The sequence below is a fragment of the Pararhizobium sp. A13 genome (genome assembly GCF_040126305.1).
Lineage (GTDB): Bacteria > Pseudomonadota > Alphaproteobacteria > Rhizobiales > Rhizobiaceae > Pararhizobium.
The window spans coordinates 3,519,410-3,542,183 of the sequence record NZ_CP149510.1 but is presented as its reverse complement, the minus strand read 5'-3'; the positions used below and the strand labels follow the sequence as shown (position 1 = coordinate 3,542,183).

The following is a 22,774-nucleotide window of genomic DNA, read 5'->3' as shown; positions in this document are numbered from 1 at the left end:
GGCCGATATGCAGAAGGGCTCGAGGACCGTCCGATCCCCAAGCCCTTCCGTCGCATTCCGTTTTGGGCGTTCAGGCCCGACGGCGGCCTCGCTCACGCGCCGGTGCCGACGGGCCTTCATTGGCGGTCTTGTTGCGCAGCGGGCCGATGCGTTCGACGATGGTTTCGACCGTCGGCCGCTCGCTCGGCACATAGGTGTCGAGCGCGACGCGCATCGCCGCCAGATGTTCGCAGGAGGTGCCGCAGCAGCCGCCGATGATCTTGGCGCCGGCATCGCGGGCAAGGCGCGCATAGTCGGCCATCAGCGGCGGAGTGCCGGAATAGTAGATTTCCGAGCCGCGGAATTCCGGGATGCCGCAATTGCCCTTGACGATGATCGCCGCTGCCGGGTTGGCTTCCGTCATGTCCAGCAGCGAAGAGAGGATGTCCGAGGCGCCGACGCCGCAATTGGCACCGGTGGCGACAGGGCCGTCGCCGATATCCCCGGCTACGGCGTGAATGTCCTTCGGATGCAGGCCCATCATCGTCTTGCCTGCCGTGTCGAACGATCCAGTGTAGACATAGGGAAGCCCTACCTTGACGGCAGCTTCTGCCGCGGCGCGAATTTCCTCGGGTGAGGACATCGTCTCGATCCAGGCGACTTCCGCGCCGCCGTCCTTCAGGCCTTCGATCTGCTCGACGAAGGCCGTAACGGCATCCTCATAGGTCATGGCGCCGAGCGGGACGAGCAATTCGCCGGTCGGGCCGACGGAGCCGGCGGTGATCACCTTGCGCGGCGCCTTGTCGGCAACGGCGCGGGCGATTTCCGCAGCCCGCTTGTTGAGGTCATGGACACGGTCCTGTGCCTGGTGCAGCTTGAGCCGGTGGCGCGTGCCGCCGAACGAGTTGGTCAGGATGATATCCGCACCGGCGTCGACGAAATCCTGGTGCAGCTTGGTGATGTTTTCCGGCTTCGCCTCATTCCAGAGCTCTGGTGCTTCGCCAGCTTCGAGGCCCATCGCAAACAGCGACGTGCCCGTTGCGCCATCGGCAAGAAGCACGCCCTTGGCGTTGAGCAGGTCGGAAAGTGGATTGGCGTGCGCTGTCATGGCGGATTCCTGATTCAATCGAGTGTCACAAGCATATAAAGATATCTTTATGTGATTGCAATGGTCTCGACTTTGATCAGCGCGGCATCCGCACGCCCATTCGCGCCGCAATTCCCAACCCGAAAACGGCCAATGCAGTCAGGAGCCACATCGGATCGGCGCGGTTGAGGAGGAAGCTTTCCATCATGCTGTTATAGGTCATGAAAATGATGACCATGATGCAGAAGTCCGCGAAATGGCGGCTCGCGGGCTGCCGGGTGGCGCGCATATAGTCGTAGAACGGCTTGGCGAAAAGCAGGACGATGATCAACAGCCCGCCCGGCAGGCCGAAGGTGAGGACGGCATCGAGATAGCTGTTATGGCCCGAGACAATGCCGCGCACGTCCCAGTTCGCCTCGAAATTTGCTTCGAGGCCGCGGATGATCGGCGACAGCCAGAAACTTGCGTAACCATGGCCGACCCACAGATGATCGGGGATGCTTGCGCTTGCAAACTTCCAGATATCGTCGCGCCCGGTGAAGGTCGGATCGTCGAGCAGGCCAGTGGTGATCGAGAGGAACAGGTCCGAATAGATGGTGCCGAGCGTCAGGCAGAAGATCAGGATCGCGAAGAGGAAGTGGGCAAAGACCATCAGGCCCGGCTTGCCGACCGCACGGCCGCCGAGCACCAGCACGATTGCCAGCGGCAGGAAGCCGATCGTCGTCTTCGAGCCGGTGTGAAGAACGAAATTGGCGGCGAGAACGGCAATCAGCAGGCCCCGCACTGTGGCGCCCGCCCGCAGGCAGTAGATGCCGAACATGCACAGCACGGAAAACACCGGTGCCGTGACGTTCTTGTGGATCAGGTGGCCTTTCCAGAAGCCGGCATGCCAGGGTTCGGATCCGGCGGCAGTATGGATGGCAATGTCGGGGGCGACGACGAGTGCTGCATAGTCGACGAGGATCAGAAAGAGGATGGCGTTTGCGCCGGCATTGACGAAATCCCTCTCGTTGCGCGGCAGGACCAGCACGCCGGCAACCAGGATCATCGCCACCAGGCTCAACATCAGGCCGCGGGCTGATGCCATCGCATCGTAGGATTGCAGGCACGAAATGAAGGCGACGGCGAAGACGATGACCCAACTCGGCGATACGATCCGCTTCAATACGCGGGTGTCGACGATCAAGAGCATCGCGAAAAGGTATATGCCACCGAGGCCAAGGTACCCGAGCTGATTGACGATATTGCCGTCCTTGATCGCAGTGGGGTCGGGGTCGTAGGTGCCCTGGAACGGAGCGAGCGTGAAGGCGATCAGCAACAGGCCGGCGCCGGACAGGAAGGCGGCCACTTTGCGCGTGATCCGGGCCGTGAAAAAGCCCGCGCTCCCCAGGGGAGGGACGGCAAGGCGGTGAAAATCCCGCGAAGCTGTCGAAGCGTGATCCTGCATCTGACCGGCCGGATTGAGGAAGGCGCTGTGGCGCAACTGCCCCGACGGATGAGGCGTTTCCGTTACCATGACGGCTTATGGTTAAGCCGAGGTGAACGGCCGGGCTCAACGAAAAAAAGCGCCCGTTTCCGGGCGCTTTGGCGGCTTTATAGAAATTCGCGATCACTCCGCGGCCTGAGCCACCGTGTCGTGGCTGATGGGCGTGACCATCGCGGAAATGATCGTGCCGAGATCGATCGATCCCACTGCTTTGCCATTGGCATCGACGACGTGCGCGACGTTCTGGTTGGCGGTGGTCATCATCCGGGCCGCGCTTTCGAGCACGGTACCGACGACGACGGGGACACCCTCCGGATTGGTGGACAGCGGCTTCATGATCGTTTCGACGTTGATCACGCGGCCGCGGTTCACTTCCTTGACGAAGGCGGTGATGTATTCGTCGGCTGGCTTCAGGACGATATCCTGGCCCGTGCCCTGCTGGATCACCTTGCCGTCGCGCAGGATGGCGATCTTGTCGCCAAGCCTGAGCGCTTCATCCAGATCGTGGGTGATGAACACCACGGTCTTCTTCAGTTCCTTCTGCAGGTCGAGCAGGACTGTCTGCATGTCGACGCGGATCAGCGGGTCGAGTGCCGAATAGGCTTCGTCCATCAACAGAATATCGGCATCGTTGGTCAGCGCGCGGGCAAGGCCGACGCGCTGCTGCATGCCGCCCGAGAGCTGGTTGGGATAGTGGTTCTCGAACCCCTTTAGGCCGACCCGTTCAATCCAGCCCTGCGCCCGCTTGCGGCTTTCCGCATCCGGCACGCCCTGGATTTCGAGACCATAGATGGTGTTTTCGATGATCGTCCGGTGCGGCAGAAGCGCGAACTTCTGGAACACCATCGCCGTCTTGTGGCGACGGAATTCGCGAAGGTCGTTTTCGTTCATCTTGCAGACGTCGACGCCATCATAGAGCACTTCGCCCGCCGTCGGATCGATCAGCCGATTGATATGCCGGATCAGGGTTGACTTGCCCGAGCCCGACAGGCCCATGACAACCATCACGCCGCCGGCAGGCATGGAGATGTTGATGTCCTGAAGTCCGAGCACATGGCCGTATTTTTCGTTCAGCTCGCCCTTGCCGAGGCCGGCCTTGACCTGATCGATGAAGTCGCGGCCGCGAGGCCCGAAGATCTTGTAGAGGTTCTTGACCTCGATTGCATGACTAGCCATGGATCACCTCCGAGTGCTTCTGCAGCCGCTTGCCATAGGCTTGGCTGGTCCGGTCAAAAATGATGGCAATCGCGACGAGCGCGAAACCATTGAAGAAGCCGACGGTGAAGAACTGGTTGTTGATCGCCTGCAGCACGTTGCGGCCGAGACCACCGACGCCGACCATCGATGCGACCACGACCATGGCCAGCGACATCATGATGGTCTGGTTGATGCCGGCCATGATGGTCGGCAGGGCGAGCGGCATCTGGACGTTTTTCAGCCGCTGCCAGGGCGATGAGCCGAAGGCGTCTGCGGCTTCCAGCACTTCCTTGTCGACCAGCCGGATCCCGAGGTTGGTCAGGCGGATCATTGGCGGAACGGCATAGATGACAACGGCGATCAGGCCGGGAACCTTGCCGATGCCGAAGATCATCACGACGGGGATCAGGTAGACGAAGCTTGGCATCGTTTGCATGACGTCGAGGATCGGATTGATGATCGACTGCGCGCGCTCGGAGCGGGCCATGACAATGCCGATCGGAAGGCCGACCAGGATGGCAATCAGCGTACAGACCGTGACCATGGCCAGCGTCACCATCGTGTCGTTCCACAGGCCGACAAGACCGATCGCGAACATCGAGACGATGGTGCCGATCGTGATGCGCATGTCGCGGCTGCCGTAATAGACGATCGCGACCATCGCGGCGAGAATGACGATCCAGGGCGAACCGACGAATAGTTTTTCGAGGTAGTTCAAGAACCATTGGAGCGGCTGGACGAGCGCATCGATGGCATTCACGTAGCTGCGGACAAGACCTTTGAAGCCTTCGTCCACGCTCTTGCGGGCCATGCGGATTGTCGTTTCGTCGATCGCCGGAAATTTACAAAGCAGATCTGGCAAGTAACTGCATATTGCCATGTCGTTCCCCTTTAAACCGGAAGTTTTATTTATGGCCGGCTGCTTCAATGAGCCTGTTTCAGGCTGGTGCGCAGACTTGGGTGGTCTCTCCGGACCCCGGCATTTCGAGAATGTGACAAGTTTCGCCGCAGGCGGCTATGCCGTTTGCGACGATCTTCGTTTTCACATCCACATTTGGTGAAACACCGGCGGCATCTTCACGCCGCCGGGTACTAGCCCCATAATCTTCCTCCGGTTGCCGCTCCGCTGCGTTGCCGGATCTTTCAGGTACGTCGTAAGGGTGAGACAGCGAAGATCGAGGCTCCGCTGCCCATCGGAATTCGTGCTTAGAGGGCGGCCTTGACCTTCTCTGCGACGTCAGGCGCGACCCACTTGCTCCACATGTCCGGATAGTTTTCCAGGAAGTGCTTTGCTGCGTCTTCGTTCGTGCCCTGGTTGGAATCCATCCAAGCGAGAACCTTGTTGACGGTGCCGTTGTCCCATTTGCGGACCTTGACGTAGTCCATAGCAACACCGGCCTTCTCGGAGAATGCCTTGGTCACGACAGTGTAGACGTCCGAGGTCGGATAGGAGTTGACCTTCGGATTCGGGCAATCCGGGACCGCCGTGCAGGCATCCCACTCCGCCTTGTCGTTTTCCACGCCGAAGCTGAGGCGGGTCATCTCATACTTGCCGAGAATGGCGGTCGGAGCCCAGTAATAGCCGAGCCAGCCGGACTTCTTTTCAAAGGCGTTGGAGATCGAGCCGTCGAGACCGGCAGCCGAACCGGTGTCGATCAACTCGAAGCCGAGCTTTTCAGCGCCGAGCGCCTTGTAGAGGTTGGCGGAGGACACCTGGCAGTTCCAGCCCGACGGGCAGTTGTAGATCGCAGCCTTGGACGGATCCTCAGGCGCCGGGAACAGTTCAGGATGCTTCAGCGCGTCCTGGACGGTCTTGATGTCGGGATTTGCGTCGGCGATGAACTTCGGAATCCACCAGCCTTCGACGCCACCTTCGCTGAGCAGCGGTGCGGCTTCGATCAGGCGGCCTTCCTTGATGGCGGCGTCGAGAGGCGTGCGCACGGCATTGACCCACAATTCGGGCGCCATGTCGGGCTGGGCCTTCTCGTTCATGGATGTGAATGTCGGCATAGTGTCGCCGGTAACGAGCGTTACCGTGCAGCCATAGCCATTTTCAAGGATGAACTTGTCGACATGCGCGGCAACGCCGGCCGATGCCCAGTTCATTTCTGCGATGCTGACTTCGCCGCACTCTGCGGCCTGCGCTGATCCGGCCATAGCGTAAAGGCCGGCGGCGAGAATGGTGGAAGCGAGGAGCTTCTTCATGTTTAAGACCTCCCAGTCTTAATGCAGCCAAAAATCTTTGGGGCGGACCAGAATACTGCAGTCCTGGGCGCCCAATCGTTCAGGTTGAAGCAGGCCGGGGCATTTTGAGGCAAAGGCCAGTCTTTCATCCCCGCTGCAACGGTGTTCGAGTTTTCTTGTCTGACCGCGAAACCCTGTCTCAGCCATCTCTCTCTTTTTACCGTTGCGGGCAGCGTAAGTATTCCTCTGGAGAAATCAACCTCCGCGATCGCCCGGTAAGGTTTTTTAAGTGCGGGAATGCACGTGCAAGCTGTTGAATTTTAACCGAATGGGCAAGATTTTTGTGCAAATGGCCGGTTCATTGGCGTGAAATTAGCACTGCTTCATAAAGCGGCTTTATGGCGTGTTTTATCGCAGACAAATTGTGTTCCGTATGCGCCTTCGGAAGGATTTTTCCGGGTGGCGAAAAAAATCTCAAAAAAACGAAATTCACCTTTGGTTAAGCTCTTACTAACCATCCGGTAACACTGTCAGGCTAATTGTCTTTCCGCGGTTGGGGAGACTTGCCGCCCGCCCGGATCAGGTATTGCGTCCCGGGCCGGAGCGTTCTGCGGGTGTATGCCGCAGAAGCCATGCGTATCTTGGCAGGCCGCACAGTTCCGAAGGGAGCGGGTGCGGTTTTCGCGTTTTGGGCCAGGAAGATTTCGAGCGTGCATTCCGGCAAAAGAAAAACCGCGCCGTGGTGAGGCGCGGTTTAAGTGGTCGGCCGGGAGGAATGGATCAGCCGACGCTGCGCGTGCGGATGAAACCGAGGGGGCCGAAGGGTGCCGGCATCACGGTGTTGCGGACGCGCGACTGGTTTTCCGGCGCCTTGGAGTTCCAGGCGATCTGCACGAAATTGGGCTTGCTGAAGATGAACAACATCTGGGAGTGACCTTGGGTGTAGAGCGCTTGCGCCCCGTGATTTGATCGACGCTGATATACGCCTGTTCTTGCGCAACGCAACAATTGTTTTCGCCGTGAAATGTCGTTTTCCGGATAGTGCCACGGCAAAGTCGGACAAGCCTTGCAGCAGCCTGAAATGTCGCGTGAACGACCGGCAGAAAAGGCGGCAAAATACGGCAAAACATGGCTTTTCTTGTGACGGCGGCAATGCTAGACGAGACGTCATGACAAAGACGATCATGCTTCAGGGAACCGGCTCCGATGTCGGAAAAACGGTACTCGTTGCGGGCCTGTGCCGCCTCATGGCCAATCGCGGGGTAAAGGTTGCCCCGTTCAAGCCGCAGAACATGTCCAACAACGCCGCCGTCTCGGACGACGGCGGCGAGATCGGCCGGGCCCAATGGCTGCAGTCGATGGCGGCGCGCATACCGTCTTCGGTTCACATGAACCCGGTCCTTCTTAAGCCCCAGTCGGAAACGGGCAGCCAGATCATCGTGCAGGGCAAGGTGGCAGGCCAGGCGAAAGGACGGGACTATCAGGCCTTGAAACCGAAGCTGATGGCCGCCGTCATGGAGAGCCTCGAAACGGTCGGCGCCGGGCGTGATCTTGTTGTCGTTGAAGGCGCGGGGTCGCCCGCCGAGATCAATCTTCGCGCCGGCGACATCGCCAATATGGGTTTTGCCACCCGCGCGAACGTTCCAGTGGTGCTTGTCGGTGATATCGACCGTGGTGGTGTGATCGCATCGCTGGTCGGCACCCATACGATCCTGTCCGATGAAGACCGGCGGATGATCAGTGGCTATATCATCAACAAGTTCCGAGGCGACGTTTCGCTTTTCGATGACGGCGTCGCGGCTGTTCAGCGCTTTACCGGCTGGCCCTGTTTCGGTGTCGTGCCCTGGTTGAAAAGCGCCGGGCGCCTGCCGGCCGAGGACTCGGTCGTCTTGGAAAAACTGGCGCGGGGCGGCGGCAAGGCATTGAAGGTCGCTGTTCCCGTCCTGTCGCGTATCGCCAATTTTGACGATCTTGACCCGCTGGCCGCCGAACCGGAGATCGATCTCGTCTTCGTCCGCGCCGGAGAACCGATCCCGGTCGACGCCGGCCTGGTGGTCATTCCGGGCTCGAAGGCGACAATCGCCGATCTCGCCGATTTTCGCGCTCAAGGATGGGACCGCGATCTTCAGGCGCATGTGCGGCGCGGCGGTCACGTCATCGGCATCTGCGGCGGCTACCAGATGCTCGGAAGCCGCGTTACCGACCCGCACGGCATTGAGGGAAATGTGCGCGAGATCGAGGGGCTGGGCCTACTGTCCGTCGAAACCGAAATGGCGCCGGAAAAGACGGTGCGCAACAGCATGGCCCGTTCGGCCGTCTATGATGTGGCGCTGGACGGTTACGAAATCCACTTGGGTCGGACGACCGGATCGGACTGTGCTCGTCCTGCGGTGATCATCGACCACCGCGCCGATGGTGCCGTCTCGACCGATGGCAGGGTTAGCGGTACCTACCTGCATGGCCTGTTTGCCAGCGACGCCTATCGGGCCGCGCTTCTCAACAGTTTCGGCATCGAAGGTGGCGGCGAAAACTACCGTCAATCCGTCGATCGGGCGCTTGATGATATCGCGGCAGAACTCGAAACGGTCCTCGACGCGCGGTGGCTCGATACATTGATGCCGTGAAGCCTCGCACAGCCGGTCTTTCAATTGACAGGGTTCAACCGAGCGCCTAATCATCAGCCATTGGATGGTTCCCGGACCGGCGTTTCGGTTCAGGAGTAAATGGGAATGTGAAGGGATGGACCCAAGCCGGGCATTCTTATCGCAGCCGACCCCGCGACTGTAGAACGGTCAGGGTTCGCCATCCGGGAAAACCGGTGTTCCGGACAGGCTGCGTGGTGCGGCCGCGGAATGGCCGGTCCAACCGGAAAAGCCACTGGAGTGGCATCACGATCAGCCGGGGCGGGACGCCTCTATTTCTACGAATCGTCCACCTCTTCGTGATGTCGAAAAACTCCGGGAAGGCGAGGCGGACCCGTTCGGGCCTTTGACGAGGTTCGTGACGCCGTGAGCCAGGAGACCTGCCATCCTCAAGGGCATCGTGCCCGATCCAGGGAGAGACACTCCCGATGCCAGCACGGAGGTTGTCATGGCTTTTTCATCCCGCTCTCGCAGCGGCCATTCTTGCGTTTCTTGCCTCAGCGCCTGCGTATTCCCCGGCGAACAATAAGGCTGGGATCGTTCCATGACATCGACGAAAACGGGACCCGTGTTGGTTCTTGGCGGCGCTCGTTCCGGCAAATCGACGTTCGCTGAAAAACTCGTCATCGCGTCGGGTCTCGGCATGCACTACGTCGCGACCGGAAGGGCCTGGGACGGGGAGATGCAGGCAAGGATTGCCGAGCATCGCGAACGGCGGGGACCTAGTTGGCAGACGCATGAGGAACCGCTTGAACTTACCGCCTGCCTGAAAGCGATCGACGCGCCCGACCGTATCATGCTGATCGATTGCCTGACCCTCTGGGTCACCAATCTGATGATGGAGAATCGCGACGTTGCGGCAGAATTTCAGAACCTGGCCGCATGGTTGCCGCAGGCGCAGGCACGGCTGGTGTTCGTTTCGAACGAGGTCGGGCTCGGCATCGTGCCGGAAAACCGCATGGCGCGCGATTTCCGCGATCATGCCGGCCGGCTGCACCAGATCGTTGCGGAGAAATCCGCGGAAGTCTATTTTATCGCGGCCGGATTGCCGCTGAAAATGAAGGGTTGATCCATGACACTCGCAAAAGCCGCCCACGGCAAGATCCCGGCAACCGTCATCACCGGCTTCCTCGGCGCCGGCAAGACGACGATGATCCGCAACATCCTCGAGAATGCCGACGGCCGGCGCATCGCGCTGATCATCAACGAGTTCGGCGATCTCGGCGTTGACGGCGACGTGCTAAAGGGTTGCGGCGCCGAGGCCTGCAGCGAAGACGACATCATCGAACTCACCAACGGCTGCATCTGCTGCACCGTCGCTGATGATTTCATTCCGACGATGACGAAGCTGCTCGAGCGCGAGAACCGCCCGGACCACATCGTCATCGAGACGTCCGGTCTTGCGCTGCCGCAGCCGCTGATCGCCGCCTTCAACTGGCCGGATATCCGCAGCGAAGTCACCGTCGATGGCGTCATCACCGTCGTCGACAGCGCCGCCGTTGCTGCCGGCCGCTTTGCCGACGATCACGACAAGGTCGATGCCCTGCGCGTCGAGGACGACAATCTCGATCACGAGAGCCCGATCGAGGAACTGTTCGAGGACCAGCTCACCGCAGCCGACCTGATCGTTCTCAACAAGACCGATCTGCTCGATGCGACCGGTCTCGCCTTCGTTCGCAAGGAGGTTGCAGCCCGCACCAGCCGCAAGCCGTCGATGATCGAGGCGAAGAACGGCGAGGTTTCCGCCGCCGTGCTTCTCGGCCTCGGCGTCGGCACCGAAAGCGACATCGCCAACCGCAAGTCCCATCATGAAATGGAGCATGAAAACGGCGAGGAGCACGATCACGACGAATTCGACAGCTTCGTCGTCGAACTTGGCGCGATCGCCAACCCGGCAGGCTTTGTCGAAAAGCTGAAGACGATCATCGCCGAACACGACGTGCTGCGCCTCAAGGGTTTCGCCGACGTTCCCGGCAAGCCGATGCGCCTGTTGATCCAGGCCGTCGGCGCCCGCATCGACCAGTATTTCGACCGCGCCTGGGCGCTGGGAGAGACCCGCGGCACCCGCCTCGTCGTCATTGGCCTGCACGACATGGATGAGGCCGCCGTGCGCGCCGCCATCGTTGCTGCGGTTTGAGGTCGTTTTGACCGGGCGAGCAGCATTCCCCTCCCCAACCCCTCCCCACAAGGGGGAGGGGCTTGGACTGAGTTTGCAGATCCACCAGCGATTCTCAAAGTTGACGGAGAAGAGTCCATCGCGTGCTTTGGCATCGATCGATCCGGCCTCCTCAAACGGAGGTCTGCCTGTAGGTCGTAGGCAGTTGCCTCGTTCGGAGGCGCGGCAGATAAGCCCCGCCCCCTTGTGGGGAGGGGTTGGGGAGGGGACTTTCACCTCATTCGCTGGGAGAATGTCATGCATCTCCTCCTAGCCCAGAAAGGCACGATCGCAGATGGCGAGGAAGCGATCGACCTCGGTCAGTCGCCCGCCGATATCCTGTTCCTGTCCGCCGCCGATACTGAGCTTTCGGCGATCGCCGCCGCGCACCGCATGCGTCAAGGCAAATCCAGCCTGCGGGTCGCAAGCCTGCTGACGCTGAAACATCCGATGTCGGTCGATACCTATGTCGAGCGTACGGCGCGGCATGCCAAGCTGATCATCGTTCGTCCACTCGGCGGCGCCAGCTATTTCCAGTATGTGCTGGAGGCGTTGCATGCCGCTGCCGTCACGCAGAAATTCCAGATCGCCGTCCTGCCTGGTTATGACAAGCCGGATCCGGGCCTCGAGCCGTTTTCGACGGTTTCCGCCGAGGACCGCAACCGGATGTGGGCCTATTTCACCGAGGGCGGCGCCGACAATATGGTGCGGCTGCTCGCCTATGCCGATGCGCTGATCGACGGTTCGGAAAAGCCGGAGCCTGCCGCACCGTTGCTCAAGGCCGGTATCTGGTGGCCGGGCGAGGGCGTTGTTGGGGTCGAGGTGTGGAAGAGAGCGGCGGGTTTTCGTGAGGCCGGACAGCTACCCCCCTCTGTCAGCTTTGCTGAAGTCTCCCCCTCAAGGGGAGAGATTGACCTGCAGCAATCTCTCCAGGTCAACGCGGACTTCGAACTTGCCGCGAGCGACTTGGAACAGCCAGAGCGTCCGCCAGCGATCTCCCCCCTTAAGGGGGAGATGCCCGACAAGGCAGAGGGGGGTAAAGCCCCCACGCATGCGGAGCTGAACCGTCCGCCAATCGCCGCCCTCTGCTTCTACCGCGCCCTCGTCCAAAGCGGCGAAACCAGGCCAGTCGAAGCCCTGATCGAGGCGCTCGTCGCCGAGGGAATGACCGTCCTTCCGGTCTTTGTTTCGAGCCTCAAGGACGCCGTGTCGATCGGCACGCTGGAGGCGATCTTTGGCGAGGCGCCGCCGGACGTGGTCATGAATGCCACCGGTTTCGCTGTGTCGGCGCCGGGCGCGGATCGCCAGCCGACGGTGCTGGAGTTCACCGATGCGCCGGTGTTGCAGGTGATCTTCTCGGGCTCTACCCGGAAAGCGTGGGAAGCCTCGCCGCAGGGCCTCATGGCGCGCGATCTGGCGATGAACGTGGCGCTGCCCGAGGTCGACGGCCGCATCCTGTCGCGCGCGGTCTCGTTCAAGGCCGCCGCCGTCTACGATCCGGATGTGGAGGCCAATATCGTTGGTCACGAGCCTCTCGAAGACCGCGTAGCCTTTGCCGCGAAACTGGCCGCCAACTGGGCGCAGCTACGCGGCGCGACACCAGATGAGCGGCGCGTGGCGATCATCATGTCGAACTACCCGAACCGTGACGGGCGGCTCGGCAACGGTGTTGGATTGGATACGCCGGCCGGGACGATCGAAGTGATGAAGGCCATGGCCGCCGGTGGCTACGAGATCGACGGTATCCCCAAGGACGGAGATGCGCTAATCCGGCATCTGATGGAAGGCCCGACCAACTCGCTGCGCTCGGATTGCGAAATCCGCGAAATGCTTTCCCTGAGTCAATACAATGCCTTCTTCGCGTCTCTTCCGGTTCAGATTCAGAATCAGGTTGTCGATCGATGGGGCAGGCCCGAGGCCGATCCGTTCTTCCGCGGTGGCCGGTTCGCCCTGCCGCTCGCCCGGTTCGGCGAGACCCTGGTCGGCATCCAGCCGGCGCGCGGCTACAATATCGATCCGAAGGAAACCTACCATTCGCAGGACCTCGTGCCGCCGCACGGCTATCTCGCCTTCTATGCTTTCCTGCGGCTGGAATACGGCGCCCACGCAGTAATCCATATGGGCAAGCACGGCAATCTCGAATGGCTGCCCGGCAAGGCGCTGGCGCTGTCCGAGACATGCTATCCCGAGGCCGTCTTCGGGCCGATGCCGCATCTCTATCCGTTCATCGTCAATGATCCGGGCGAGGGTACGCAGGCGAAGCGCCGCACCAGCGCCGTGATCATCGACCACCTGACGCCGCCGCTCACCCGCGCCGAATCCTATGGGCCGCTCAAGGATCTCGAGGCGCTGGTCGACGAATATTACGACGCAGCTGGCGGCGATCCGCGGCGTCTCAGATTGCTGAGCAAGCAGATACTCGATCTCGTCCGCGATATCGGCCTTGACCACGACGCCGGCATTGACCGGACTGACGCCGAGGACAAGGCCCTTGAAAAGCTCGACGCCTATCTCTGCGATCTTAAGGAACTGCAGATCCGCGACGGGTTGCATATCTTTGGCGTTGCGCCGGAAGGGCGGCTGCTGACCGATCTGACTGTGGCTCTTGCGAGGGTGCCGCGTGGGCAGGGCGAGGGCGGCGATCAGAGCCTGCAACGGGCGATAGCGAAGGATGCGCAACTGGGACGCGCCGCACCGATCTCCCCCCTTGAGGGGGAGATGTCCGACAGGACAGAGGGGGGTGAGCTTTCCGCCCATTCCGAGCGAGCGTTACCCCCCTCTGTCGGCCGGGCCGACATCTCGCCCTCAAGGGGGGAGATCAACGTGGGGCAGGCATTCGACCCGCTCGATTGCGTGCTTTCCGACCCGTGGCACGGCCCCAAGCCCGCCATCTTGATTGATCTCACCGAAGTGCCCTGGCGCACTGCGGGCGATGCTGTCGAGCGTATCGAGGTTCTGGCCGCGAAATTCGTCTCCGGTGAGATGGCTTGTCCCGAAGGCTGGGCCGCAACCCAAGCGGTCCTTCGCGAGGTCGAAACCCGCCTAAAACCCTCGATCGCCCAATCCGGTCCTGCCGAAATTGCAGCGCTGATGACCGGCCTCGACGGCCGCTTCGTGTCGCCAGGCCCGTCCGGCGCGCCGACACGCGGGCGTCCGGATGTATTGCCGACGGGGCGCAATTTCTATTCGGTCGACTGCCGCGCCGTGCCGACGCCGGCGGCCTTCGAGCTCGGCAAGAAATCGGCCGAATTGCTGATTCGCCGCTACCTGCAGGACCACGGCGAGTGGCCGACCTCCTTCGGGCTGACGGCCTGGGGCACGTCGAACATGCGCACCGGCGGCGACGATATCGCGCAAGGCTTGGCCCTGATCGGCGCAAAGCCGACCTGGGACATGATGTCCCGACGAGTGACGGGCTATGAGATCGTGCCGCTTGCGGTGCTGGGGCGTCCGCGCGTCGACGTGACCCTGCGTATCTCCGGCTTCTTCCGCGATGCGTTCCCCGATCAGATCGCCCTGTTCGACAACGCGATCCGGGCCATCGGCGCGCTTGAGGAAGACGATGCCGACAATATGATCGCGGCACGGATGCGGGCGGAAACCGGGCGTCTTGAAGCGGCCGGCGTTACGCCGAAAGAGGCCGCGCGGCGCGCTTCCTACCGCGTGTTCGGCGCCAAGCCCGGTGCCTATGGCGCAGGGCTGCAGGCCTTGATGGATGAAAAGGGCTGGGAAAACCGCGCCGATTTGGCCGACGCCTATCTCACCTGGGGAAGCTATGCCTATGGTGCCGGCGAGGACGGCAAGGCGGAACGCGGGCTTCTGGAGGCACGGCTCAAGACGGTCGAGGCCGTGGTGCAGAACCAGGACAATCGCGAGCATGACCTGCTCGACAGCGACGACTATTACCAGTTCGAAGGCGGCATGAGCCTTGCGGTGGAGCAGATGTCGGGCACGCGTCCGTCGATCTACCACAACGATCATTCCCGCCCGGAAAAGCCGGTGATCCGCTCGCTGGAGGAAGAGATCGGCAGGGTGGTGCGTGGCCGCGTCGTCAATCCGAAATGGATCGAGGGGGTCATGCGTCACGGCTACAAGGGTGCTTTCGAGATTGCTGCGACAGTCGACTACATGTTCGCCTTCGCGGCAACGACCGGGGCCGTGCGCAGCCACCATTTCGAGGCGGTCTACCAGGCTTATGTCATGGATGAACGCGTCCGCGAGTTCATGGAAGACAAGAACCCGGCGGCGTTGCGCGAGATGACCGACAAACTGCTGGAGGCGATCGACCGCGGCCTGTGGTCGCCGCGTTCCAATTCGGCGCGTTTCGAACTGCAGGGTCGCTCAGCGGCTGCGGAGTAGGCCGATACGCGAGCCCAAAACAATCAAATTCTGAGAGGACACATCATGAGTGAAGACGATCTGCCAGCGACCGAGACGGGTTCCGTCAATGACGAGGCGCGCCATGCCATGAAAATGGTGAAGAAGAAGACCGCGCGCGAAAAGATCATGGCGACCAAGACCGATCAGAAGGGCCTGATCATCGTCAATACCGGCAAGGGCAAGGGCAAATCGACGGCCGGCTTCGGCATGATTTTCCGCCACATCGCCCATGGCATGCCGTCTGCGGTCGTCCAATTCATCAAGGGCGCCTGGGAGACGGGCGAGCGCAATCTGATCGAAAAGCACTTTGGTGATCTCTGCCAGTTCTATACCCTTGGCGAGGGCTTTACCTGGGAAACTCAGGACCGCGCCCGCGACGTTGCCATGGCTGAGAAGGCCTGGGAGAAGGCCAAGGAACTGATCCGCGACGAGCGCAATTCCATGGTCCTGCTCGACGAGATCAATATCGCCCTTCGCTATGACTACATCGATGTCGCGGAAGTCGTACGATTTCTGAAGGAAGAAAAGCCGCACATGACCCATGTCGTTCTAACCGGCCGCAATGCCAAGGAAGAGCTGATCGAGGCGGCCGATCTCGTCACCGAAATGGAACTGATCAAGCACCCCTTCCGCTCCGGCATCAAGGCTCAGGTCGGGGTCGAATACTGACCGCCTCTGCGGCTACCAACCAAGCCAGATCCGGACCGGATGGGCTGGATCGGCCAGAAGCCTGATCGCCAGAGCGATGCAGGTGACAACCAGGAGCGGCTTGATGATCTTCGCGCCGTTCTTCATGGCGAAACGCGAACCGACCTGCGCGCCGGCGAACTGGCCGGCGCCCATCAAGAGGCCGACTTTCCAGAGGACCACGCCGTAGAGCAGAAAGACGATGAAGGCGCCGCTATTGGAGCCGAAGTTGAGGAACTTCGTGTGGGCGGTTGCCTTCAGGACGCCAAAGCCGGCAAGGGCAATGAAGGCGAGCATGAAGAACGAGCCGGTGCCCGGACCGAAAACACCGTCGTAGAAGCCGATCATCGGCACCAGCGTCAGCGAAAACAGGAAGGGCGTCATCCTCTGTGCCTTGTCTGCATCGCCGAGGCTCGGCTTGACGGCGAAATAGAGCGCGATCGCCACCAAGAGGAAGGGTAGGACGGCCTTCAGCACATCGCCCGGCACCACCGTCGCCAGGATGGCTCCGAGCGCCGCCCCCAGTGCCGACATTGCGGCCATCGGCAGCTGTTCGCGAAGGCTCACGTGACCATGCCGGGCATAGGCAAGGCTTGCCGAGCCCGAGCCGAACAGCGACTGCAGCTTGTTGGTTCCGAGCGTTTCGAGCGGCGGAATGCCGGCGAGCAGCATTGCCGGGATGGTGATCATGCCGCCGCCGCCGGCGATCGAGTCGATGAACCCGGCAAGGAAAGCAGCGGCAAACAGCAAGGCGAGGAGTTGGAGGGCAAGATCGTGCAACGGAGACTCGCGAAAGGCAGGGAATTCAGCCCTGTTTGTCAGAGGTTGCCCGGAAAAGCAAAGACAGGTTGCTTGTTGCTCCCGAACTAGGCTGAACATTCCGCATCGTGGCGTTGCCTGCGGGTCGAATGACGCAATCCGGTTTGACCGACCGGGTGCTGTTCGGTAGAAAGGAAGGACGTGCGACGGTGCCCATCGTGGTGGGCTGAAAGAGCGTCCGGTGCGGCCGACCCATCCAGGGGGCTTCATCCGGTGCTGTCCAGACCGCTTCGAGGCTTTGCGGCGTCGAGGCCCGCGCATCGTGATCATGCGGCGTGGGAGGCCTCTTTTTCGAATGTACGTGAATACCGGCAATCAGGCCACGCCTTTCGTTCTCGGCCTTGGCTGCGAGCGTGGTACGCCCACGGACGAACTGATCCGGCTGGCGGAAGAAGCGTTGACGGCCGCCAAGGTTGATCGCCGCGCGCTCGCCTGTGTTGCGTCGCTTGATGCCCGCGCGGCCGAACCGGCGATGATCGCTGCCGCTGCGCATTTCTGTGTGCCGTTCCGGGTCTTCGACGCCGAGACGCTGGAAGCCGAAACCGCGCGGCTGAAAAATCGCTCCGAAATCGTCTTCGCGCTCACCGGTTGCCATGGCGTAGCGGAAGCAGCGGCGTTGGCTGCAGCCGGACAGTCGAGCGCTCTGATCGTGCCGAAGATCAAGTCCGCCCATGCAACGGCAGCGATCGCCGGCGGTGTATTTATCGAATCGATTGAGGATGTTGTCGCGAATTGCGAACAAAACAGTTCGGCATCGTTACACTCTGATTCAGCGTGGACGACGCGTGCCGCAGCGGAGATGGCGTCATGACGGAAGCGCTGTTTTCCGGTCTGCCCGAGCTTGCGCCGGGCTCTGTCTGGCTCGTCGGCGCAGGTCCGGGCGATCCCGGCCTTCTGACTTTGCATGCGGTCAACGCTCTTCGCCAGGCTGACGTCATCGTCCACGATGCGCTGGTCAATTCCGATTGCCTGGCGATGGCAAAGACCGGCGCGGTGCTGGAGTTTGCGGGCAAGCGCGGTGGCAAGCCGTCGCCGAAGCAGCGGGACATTTCCCTGCGTCTGGTCGAACTGGCGCGCCAGGGCAAGCGGGTTCTGCGGCTGAAGGGCGGCGATCCCTTCGTCTTCGGTCGTGGCGGCGAGGAGGCTCTGACGCTGGTCGAACACGGCATCCCGTTCCGCATCGTACCGGGTATCACGGCCGGTATCGGCGGGCTTGCCTATGCCGGCATTCCGGTCACGCACCGCGAGGTCAATCACGCCGTGACCTTCTTGACCGGCCATGATTCATCCGGCGTCGTTCCCGACCGCATCAACTGGGAGGGCATTGCCAAGGGATCGCCGGTCATCGTCATGTACATGGCGATGAAGCATATCGGCCAGATCACGGCCAACCTGATCTCCGCCGGCCGCTCGCCGAAGGAGCCGGTTGCCTTCGTCTGCAACGCTGCGACGCCTGAGCAGACCGTGCTGGAAACGACGCTAGCGCACGCCGAGGCGGATGTCGCCGCCGCTGGGGTCGAGCCGCCGGCCATCGTCGTCGTCGGCGAAGTCGTGCGCCTGCGCTCCGCGCTCGATTGGCTGGGGGCCCTTGAAGGTCGTGTTCTCAATGCTGATCCGTTGTCGAGCCGCGCCTTCAAGGACCCGGCATGACAGGCCTCTTGATTGCGGCACCGTCCTCCGGTTCCGGAAAGACGACGGTTACGCTCGGACTGATGCGCGCCCTGCGTAACCGGGGCATCGCTTCGGCGCCGGGCAAGGCGGGACCGGATTATATCGATCCGGCTTTTCACACCGCAGCAAGCGGCAGAGCCTGCCTCAACTACGATCCCTGGGCCATGCGGCCGGATCTGCTTCGTGCCAATGCGGACATGGCGACTGTCAATGGCGAAGCGCTGATCATCGAGGCAATGATGGGCCTCTATGATGCGGCGGCCGATGGAACCGGATCGCCGGCTGATCTCGCGGCCCTGCTCGAATTACCCGTCATCCTCGTCGTCGATTGCGCTCGCATGGCGCATTCGGTTGCCGCTCTGGTGCGTGGTTATGCTGGCCATCGCGACGACGTTCATGTTTCGGGAGTCATCCTCAACAAGGTCGGCAGCGATCGCCACGAAAGGATGCTGCGCGATGCGCTAGAGATGATCGGCATGCCGGTTTTCGGCGTGCTTCGGCAGAACGATGCCCTGAAACTGCCCGAGCGTCATCTTGGCCTCGTGCAGGCCGGAGAGCATGGCGAGCTGGACGCATTCATCGAACGGGCGGCGATATTTGTCGAACGGGGCTGCGATCTGGATGCCGTTCTATCTGCCGCGGGATCCGGATTGCCGCATCGCTTGAAGACGGATGTCCTGCCGCTGAAACCGCTTGGTCAGAAAATCGCAATCGCCCGCGATATCGCTTTCGCGTTCTGTTACGAGCATCTTTTGTCCGGCTGGCGCAAGGCCGGTGCCGAATTGTCGTTCTTTTCGCCGCTCGCGGACGAGGCGCCCTCCGCCGACGCCGATGCGGTGTATCTTCCGGGCGGCTATCCGGAGCTTCACGCCGGGATATTGGCGAATGCCGCGCAATTCAAATCGGGCATGGCACGGGCACGCGACCGTGGCGCCTTAATATTCGGGGAGTGCGGCGGCTACATGGTGCTTGGCGACGGGCTTGTGGCAGCGGATGGCGTACGCTACGACATGCTTGGTTTCCTGCCGCTCTCCACCAGCTTTACCGAACGCAAGCGGCATTTGGGTTACCGGCGAGTGAGGCCGCTCGACACCAGTTTCTTTGACGGTCCGCTGATGGCGCATGAATTTCACTATGCGTCGATCCTGTCCGAAGGCGATGCCGACCGTTTGTTCGACACGAGCGATGCGACCGGCATTCAGCTTGGGTCGGCCGGCTTGCGACGTGACCAGGTGGCTGGATCCTTCATGCACATCATCGATATGGCGCAGGTCTCATGAGCGCTCCGATCTTGCACGGCGGTGGGGTGACCGAAGCAGCAGGCGCGTTCGGCGGTGAGCCAAAGGACTGGCTCGATCTTTCGACCGGCATCAATCCCAATCCGGTTTCCTTGCCGGATATTCCGGTCAATGCGTGGCACCGGCTGCCGGATCGTCACCTGGTCGATACTGCGCGAAACGCCGCCGCCCGCCACTATCGCAGCGGCGCCATCCTGCCGCTTCCGGTTCCCGGCACGCAATCGGTGATTCAGCTTCTGTCGCGTCTGGCCGTGCCCGGCCGCCGCGTCGCCATTTTCGCGCCGACCTACGGCGAATATGCCCGCGTCTTTCTTGCTGCCCGTTCTGCCGTCGATGAGATATCCGCGTCGGATCAACTGACGCCGGAGCACGGGCTGGCGATCCTGGTCAATCCCAACAATCCGACGGGACGCGCGTATTGGCCGGACGATATCATTGCGATGGCGCGGCGGATGAAGGCCGCCGGCGGCACGCTGCTCGTCGACGAAGCCTTCGGCGACACGCAGCCTGATCTGAGTGTCGCGCCTTTTGTCGCCGAGCACGACAACCTGATCGTCTTCCGGTCTTTCGGCAAATTTTTCGGGCTGGCCGGCCTGCGGCTCGGCTTCGTCATCGCCGGTGAGCCGGTGCTGTCGGCGTTTCGCGAATGGCTCGGACCATGGTCGGTATCAGGGCCGGCGCTGGTGATTGCCGCGGCATCAATGAACGGCGATCCGCATGCGGTGCAATCCGTCATCGCCGAGCGCAAGTCAGCGCTTGACGATGTTTTGCGCAGTATTGGGCTGAAGATCATCGGCGGCACGCCGCTTTTCGCCCTGGTGGAACTTGAGCAGGCTGCGCGTCTGCACGCGCATCTGTGCCGGGCTCACATTCTGACGAGAAAATTCGATTATGCGCCGTCGTGGCTGAGGATTGGGCTTGCACCGGATATTGCAGGCGATACACGTTTGGCGGAGGCCTTGCGCCGCGCGGACCTCGCCTGAACGGACCCCTGCATGTCGATCGAAATCCTCGTTGTCCTCGCCGCCGCCCTGGTGCTCGATCGCATCGTCGGAGACCCGGACTGGCTCTGGCGGCGACTGCCACATCCGGTCGCGCTGTTCGGCGCCATGATCGGCTGGTGTGACCGCAGCTTCAATCGCAAGCGCCTGGGTGACGAGACGCTGAAGGTCAGTGGTGTTCTTGTCATCGCCGGGCTGTTGGCGTGGAGCCTCGTTTGCGGCTGGCTGCTGCATTGGCTCTTTGGTCAAATCGGTCTGCTTGGGTTGCTTCTCGAAACCATCGTCGTCGCCGTCTTCCTCGCCCAGAAGAGTCTTGCCGATCATGTCTCCCGCGTCGCCTCCGGACTGCGCTCTGGCGGTCTGGAAGGTGGGCGTAAGGCCGTCTCGATGATTGTCGGCCGGGATCCGGAAACGTTGGACGAGCCGGCGGTCGGCCGTGCCGCGATCGAAAGTCTGGCCGAAAATTTCTCCGACGGCGTCGTCGCTCCCGCCTTCTGGTATGCCGTTCTCGGCCTGCCGGGGCTTCTTGCCTACAAGATGCTCAACACCGCCGATTCGATGATCGGCCACAAGAGCCCGAAATATCTGCATTTCGGCTGGGCTTCCGCCCGCCTCGACGATCTCGCCAATGTTCCGGCGGCACGCCTATCGATCCTGTTGATCGCAGCCGGCGCCCTTTTCACAACCGGCCGCCGCGCTGCCAGCAACGCCATCGGCACGGCGCTGCGTGACCATGGCCTGCATCGTTCGCCGAATTCGGGGTGGCCGGAGGCGGCAATGGCGGGCGGGCTTGACGTTCAATTGGCAGGCCCGCGGATCTACTCCGGTTCTCTTGTCAATGAACCCATGATCAATGGGGCCGGTCGGGCAGTTGCAACGGTCGGTGATGTGGAAACCGGCGTTTCCATATTCTACGGCGCCTGCACAGCGCTCGTTCTATTGACTGCGCTTGTCGCTCTGCTCGTCAGTATAGCCTAGCTTTGTTACTGAGATCGGAAACTCTGATCCGGATTTGTTAATCCGGCATTTTCCATTTGTCTTAAGCGAATATCATTCGAATAATGTTAGGTCTGCGTCCGTTGGAATACCAGTAAAAAGGTACATATCTCCGGAGAGGACTTTAATGCCTAGAATCGTCGTGGCCTTTTTGGCCTTTTTGTTCATGCAAATTCATTCACCGACTGCCTTTGCCGCCAATCTTATTGCCAATATCAGTCTTTCTTCTCAAACGATGACAGTCTCGCAGAACGGCATCGTGCGCTATCGCTGGAAGGTCTCGACCGCGCGCAAAGGTTATGTCACGCCGAAAGGCAGTTGGAGCGCCAAGTGGCTGTCGAAGAACCATCGTTCGCGCAAATATGACGACGCGCCGATGCCCTATGCCGTGTTCTTCAACGGCGGTTATGCGGTGCATGCGACCTACGACCTGAAACGCCTCGGCCGCCCGGCTTCGCACGGCTGCATCCGTCTGCACCCGGAAAATGCCGCCGAGTTCTTCTCGCTTGCAAGCCAGTACGGTCTGAAGAACACCAAGATCGTCGTTACCCGCTGAACCCTTGCGGCGGTTAAGCGGATGGAGCGGCGCATGCGCAGCCGGATTGGCGGCGCAAGACGCCCATTTGATGTTTGCGCAACACCATCGTCATAAATGCAACTCTTGGGCTCAAGGGCATTGGCTTTTCAGCTGCATTTACCTATAGGTTCGCCAAAACACGAATTCTAAAGAGGTATGCGCGTGACAGCTACATTCGACAAGGTTGCCGACATCATTGCGGAAACGAGCGAAATCGACCGTGAGACGATTACGCCGGAAAGCCACACCATCGACGATCTCGGCATCGACAGCCTGGACTTCCTCGATATCGTTTTTGCGATCGACAAGGAATTCGGTATCAAGATCCCGCTTGAGCAGTGGACCCAGGAAGTCAATGAAGGCAAGGTTTCGACGGAAGAATATTTCGTCCTCAAGAATCTCTGCGCCAAGATCGACGAACTGAAGGCCGCCAAGGGCTGATCGCCGTCCCGCGTTTGACGCGCGGGAACACGTACATGAACCATATCAATGCCGCCTGTCGCGTGGACTGCGCTTGACAGGCGGCATTTGCGTTTTTACTTGACGGTCGCATGATCGCGCCACCGCACCGGTTTCGGGCGGGCCCAAACCAGGCGAGGTCGTGCGCTGATTTGA

Annotated in this window: 19 protein-coding genes and 1 riboswitch; of the genes, 12 read left to right on the top strand and 7 right to left on the bottom strand. The window is 61.3% G+C overall.

Annotation, left to right across the window (positions count from 1 at the left end):
- Positions 1 to 70: 70 nt before the first annotated feature.
- The 6 genes from bmt to WI754_RS17385 form a co-directional block, all read right to left on the bottom strand.
- The gene (gene bmt / locus WI754_RS17410; RefSeq protein ID WP_349434719.1) at positions 71 to 1,087 is read right to left on the bottom strand and encodes a betaine--homocysteine S-methyltransferase; all 1,017 of its coding nucleotides are present in this window, start codon (positions 1,085 to 1,087) and stop codon (positions 71 to 73) included.
- A 76-nt stretch (positions 1,088 to 1,163) separates the two neighbouring features.
- Positions 1,164 to 2,582 (bottom strand): O-antigen ligase, encoded by a 1,419-nt coding sequence (locus tag WI754_RS17405; RefSeq protein ID WP_349434718.1) that lies wholly within the window; start codon positions 2,580 to 2,582, stop codon positions 1,164 to 1,166.
- A 93-nt stretch (positions 2,583 to 2,675) separates the two neighbouring features.
- Positions 2,676 to 3,728 carry a glycine betaine/L-proline ABC transporter ATP-binding protein gene (locus tag WI754_RS17400; RefSeq protein ID WP_349434717.1) on the bottom strand — a complete coding sequence of 351 codons (1,053 nt, stop codon included), beginning with the start codon at positions 3,726 to 3,728 and terminating at the stop codon, positions 2,676 to 2,678.
- Positions 3,721 to 4,629 (bottom strand): proline/glycine betaine ABC transporter permease, encoded by a 909-nt coding sequence (locus tag WI754_RS17395; protein WP_349434716.1) that lies wholly within the window; start codon positions 4,627 to 4,629, stop codon positions 3,721 to 3,723. Before WI754_RS17395 ends, WI754_RS17400 begins: the two co-directional genes overlap by 8 nt.
- Positions 4,630 to 4,955: 326 nt before the next feature.
- The gene (locus tag WI754_RS17390; RefSeq protein ID WP_349434715.1) at positions 4,956 to 5,954 is read right to left on the bottom strand and encodes an ABC transporter substrate-binding protein; all 999 of its coding nucleotides are present in this window, start codon (positions 5,952 to 5,954) and stop codon (positions 4,956 to 4,958) included.
- Positions 5,955 to 6,713: 759 nt separating this feature from the next.
- Positions 6,714 to 6,857, bottom strand: coding sequence for a hypothetical protein (locus WI754_RS17385; RefSeq protein ID WP_264261033.1), 144 nt, complete (start codon positions 6,855 to 6,857; stop codon positions 6,714 to 6,716).
- Between the two features lie 245 nt (positions 6,858 to 7,102).
- Between WI754_RS17385 and WI754_RS17380 the strand changes: the two genes are divergently transcribed.
- The 5 genes from WI754_RS17380 (at position 7,103) to cobO (ending at position 15,779) form a co-directional block, all read left to right on the top strand.
- Positions 7,103 to 8,557 carry a cobyric acid synthase gene (locus tag WI754_RS17380; protein WP_349434714.1) on the top strand — a complete coding sequence of 485 codons (1,455 nt, stop codon included), beginning with the start codon at positions 7,103 to 7,105 and terminating at the stop codon, positions 8,555 to 8,557.
- 48 nt (positions 8,558 to 8,605) lie between these two features.
- A riboswitch (cobalamin riboswitch) is annotated at positions 8,606 to 8,978 on the top strand.
- A gap of 141 nt (positions 8,979 to 9,119) precedes the next feature.
- Positions 9,120 to 9,644 (top strand): bifunctional adenosylcobinamide kinase/adenosylcobinamide-phosphate guanylyltransferase, encoded by a 525-nt coding sequence (gene cobU / locus WI754_RS17375; RefSeq protein WP_349434713.1) that lies wholly within the window; start codon positions 9,120 to 9,122, stop codon positions 9,642 to 9,644.
- Positions 9,645 to 9,647: 3 nt separating this feature from the next.
- Positions 9,648 to 10,712, top strand: coding sequence for a cobalamin biosynthesis protein CobW (cobW, locus tag WI754_RS17370; protein WP_349434712.1), 1,065 nt, complete (start codon positions 9,648 to 9,650; stop codon positions 10,710 to 10,712).
- Between the two features lie 276 nt (positions 10,713 to 10,988).
- Positions 10,989 to 15,089, top strand: coding sequence for a cobaltochelatase subunit CobN (gene cobN / locus WI754_RS17365; protein WP_349434711.1), 4,101 nt, complete (start codon positions 10,989 to 10,991; stop codon positions 15,087 to 15,089).
- 45 nt (positions 15,090 to 15,134) lie between these two features.
- Positions 15,135 to 15,779, top strand: a complete 645-nt coding sequence (gene cobO, locus WI754_RS17360; protein ID WP_349434710.1) for a cob(I)yrinic acid a,c-diamide adenosyltransferase — start codon at positions 15,135 to 15,137, stop codon at positions 15,777 to 15,779.
- A 12-nt stretch (positions 15,780 to 15,791) separates the two neighbouring features.
- On the opposite strand, the gene WI754_RS17355 is transcribed toward cobO, so the two are convergent.
- The gene (locus WI754_RS17355) at positions 15,792 to 16,577 is read right to left on the bottom strand and encodes a TSUP family transporter (RefSeq protein ID WP_349434709.1); all 786 of its coding nucleotides are present in this window, start codon (positions 16,575 to 16,577) and stop codon (positions 15,792 to 15,794) included.
- 334 nt (positions 16,578 to 16,911) lie between these two features.
- On the opposite strand from WI754_RS17355, the gene WI754_RS17350 reads away from it, so the two are divergent.
- The 7 genes from WI754_RS17350 to WI754_RS17320 all read left to right on the top strand — a co-directional run bounded on the left by WI754_RS17350 (position 16,912) and on the right by WI754_RS17320 (position 22,600).
- Complete coding sequence (locus WI754_RS17350) at positions 16,912 to 17,427, top strand: cobalamin biosynthesis protein (RefSeq protein ID WP_349434708.1); 516 nt, start codon at positions 16,912 to 16,914, stop codon at positions 17,425 to 17,427.
- Positions 17,424 to 18,266, top strand: a complete 843-nt coding sequence (gene cobA / locus WI754_RS17345; protein WP_349434707.1) for a uroporphyrinogen-III C-methyltransferase — start codon at positions 17,424 to 17,426, stop codon at positions 18,264 to 18,266. The genes WI754_RS17350 and cobA overlap by 4 nt, the downstream gene beginning before the upstream one ends.
- A complete protein-coding gene (locus WI754_RS17340; protein ID WP_349434706.1) occupies positions 18,263 to 19,567 on the top strand; it encodes a cobyrinate a,c-diamide synthase in 1,305 nt (434 codons plus the stop codon). Before cobA ends, WI754_RS17340 begins: the two co-directional genes overlap by 4 nt.
- Complete coding sequence (gene cobD, locus WI754_RS17335; RefSeq protein ID WP_349434705.1) at positions 19,564 to 20,568, top strand: threonine-phosphate decarboxylase CobD; 1,005 nt, start codon at positions 19,564 to 19,566, stop codon at positions 20,566 to 20,568. Before WI754_RS17340 ends, cobD begins: the two co-directional genes overlap by 4 nt.
- Before the next feature lie 12 nt (positions 20,569 to 20,580).
- Positions 20,581 to 21,564: an adenosylcobinamide-phosphate synthase CbiB gene (cbiB, locus tag WI754_RS17330; RefSeq protein ID WP_349434704.1), complete on the top strand. Its 984-nt coding sequence runs from the start codon at positions 20,581 to 20,583 to the stop codon at positions 21,562 to 21,564.
- Between the two features lie 145 nt (positions 21,565 to 21,709).
- Complete coding sequence (locus tag WI754_RS17325) at positions 21,710 to 22,138, top strand: L,D-transpeptidase (RefSeq protein WP_349434703.1); 429 nt, start codon at positions 21,710 to 21,712, stop codon at positions 22,136 to 22,138.
- 177 nt (positions 22,139 to 22,315) lie between these two features.
- Positions 22,316 to 22,600: an acyl carrier protein gene (locus tag WI754_RS17320; protein ID WP_112834592.1), complete on the top strand. Its 285-nt coding sequence runs from the start codon at positions 22,316 to 22,318 to the stop codon at positions 22,598 to 22,600.
- The last annotated feature ends 174 nt before the right edge of the window (positions 22,601 to 22,774 follow it).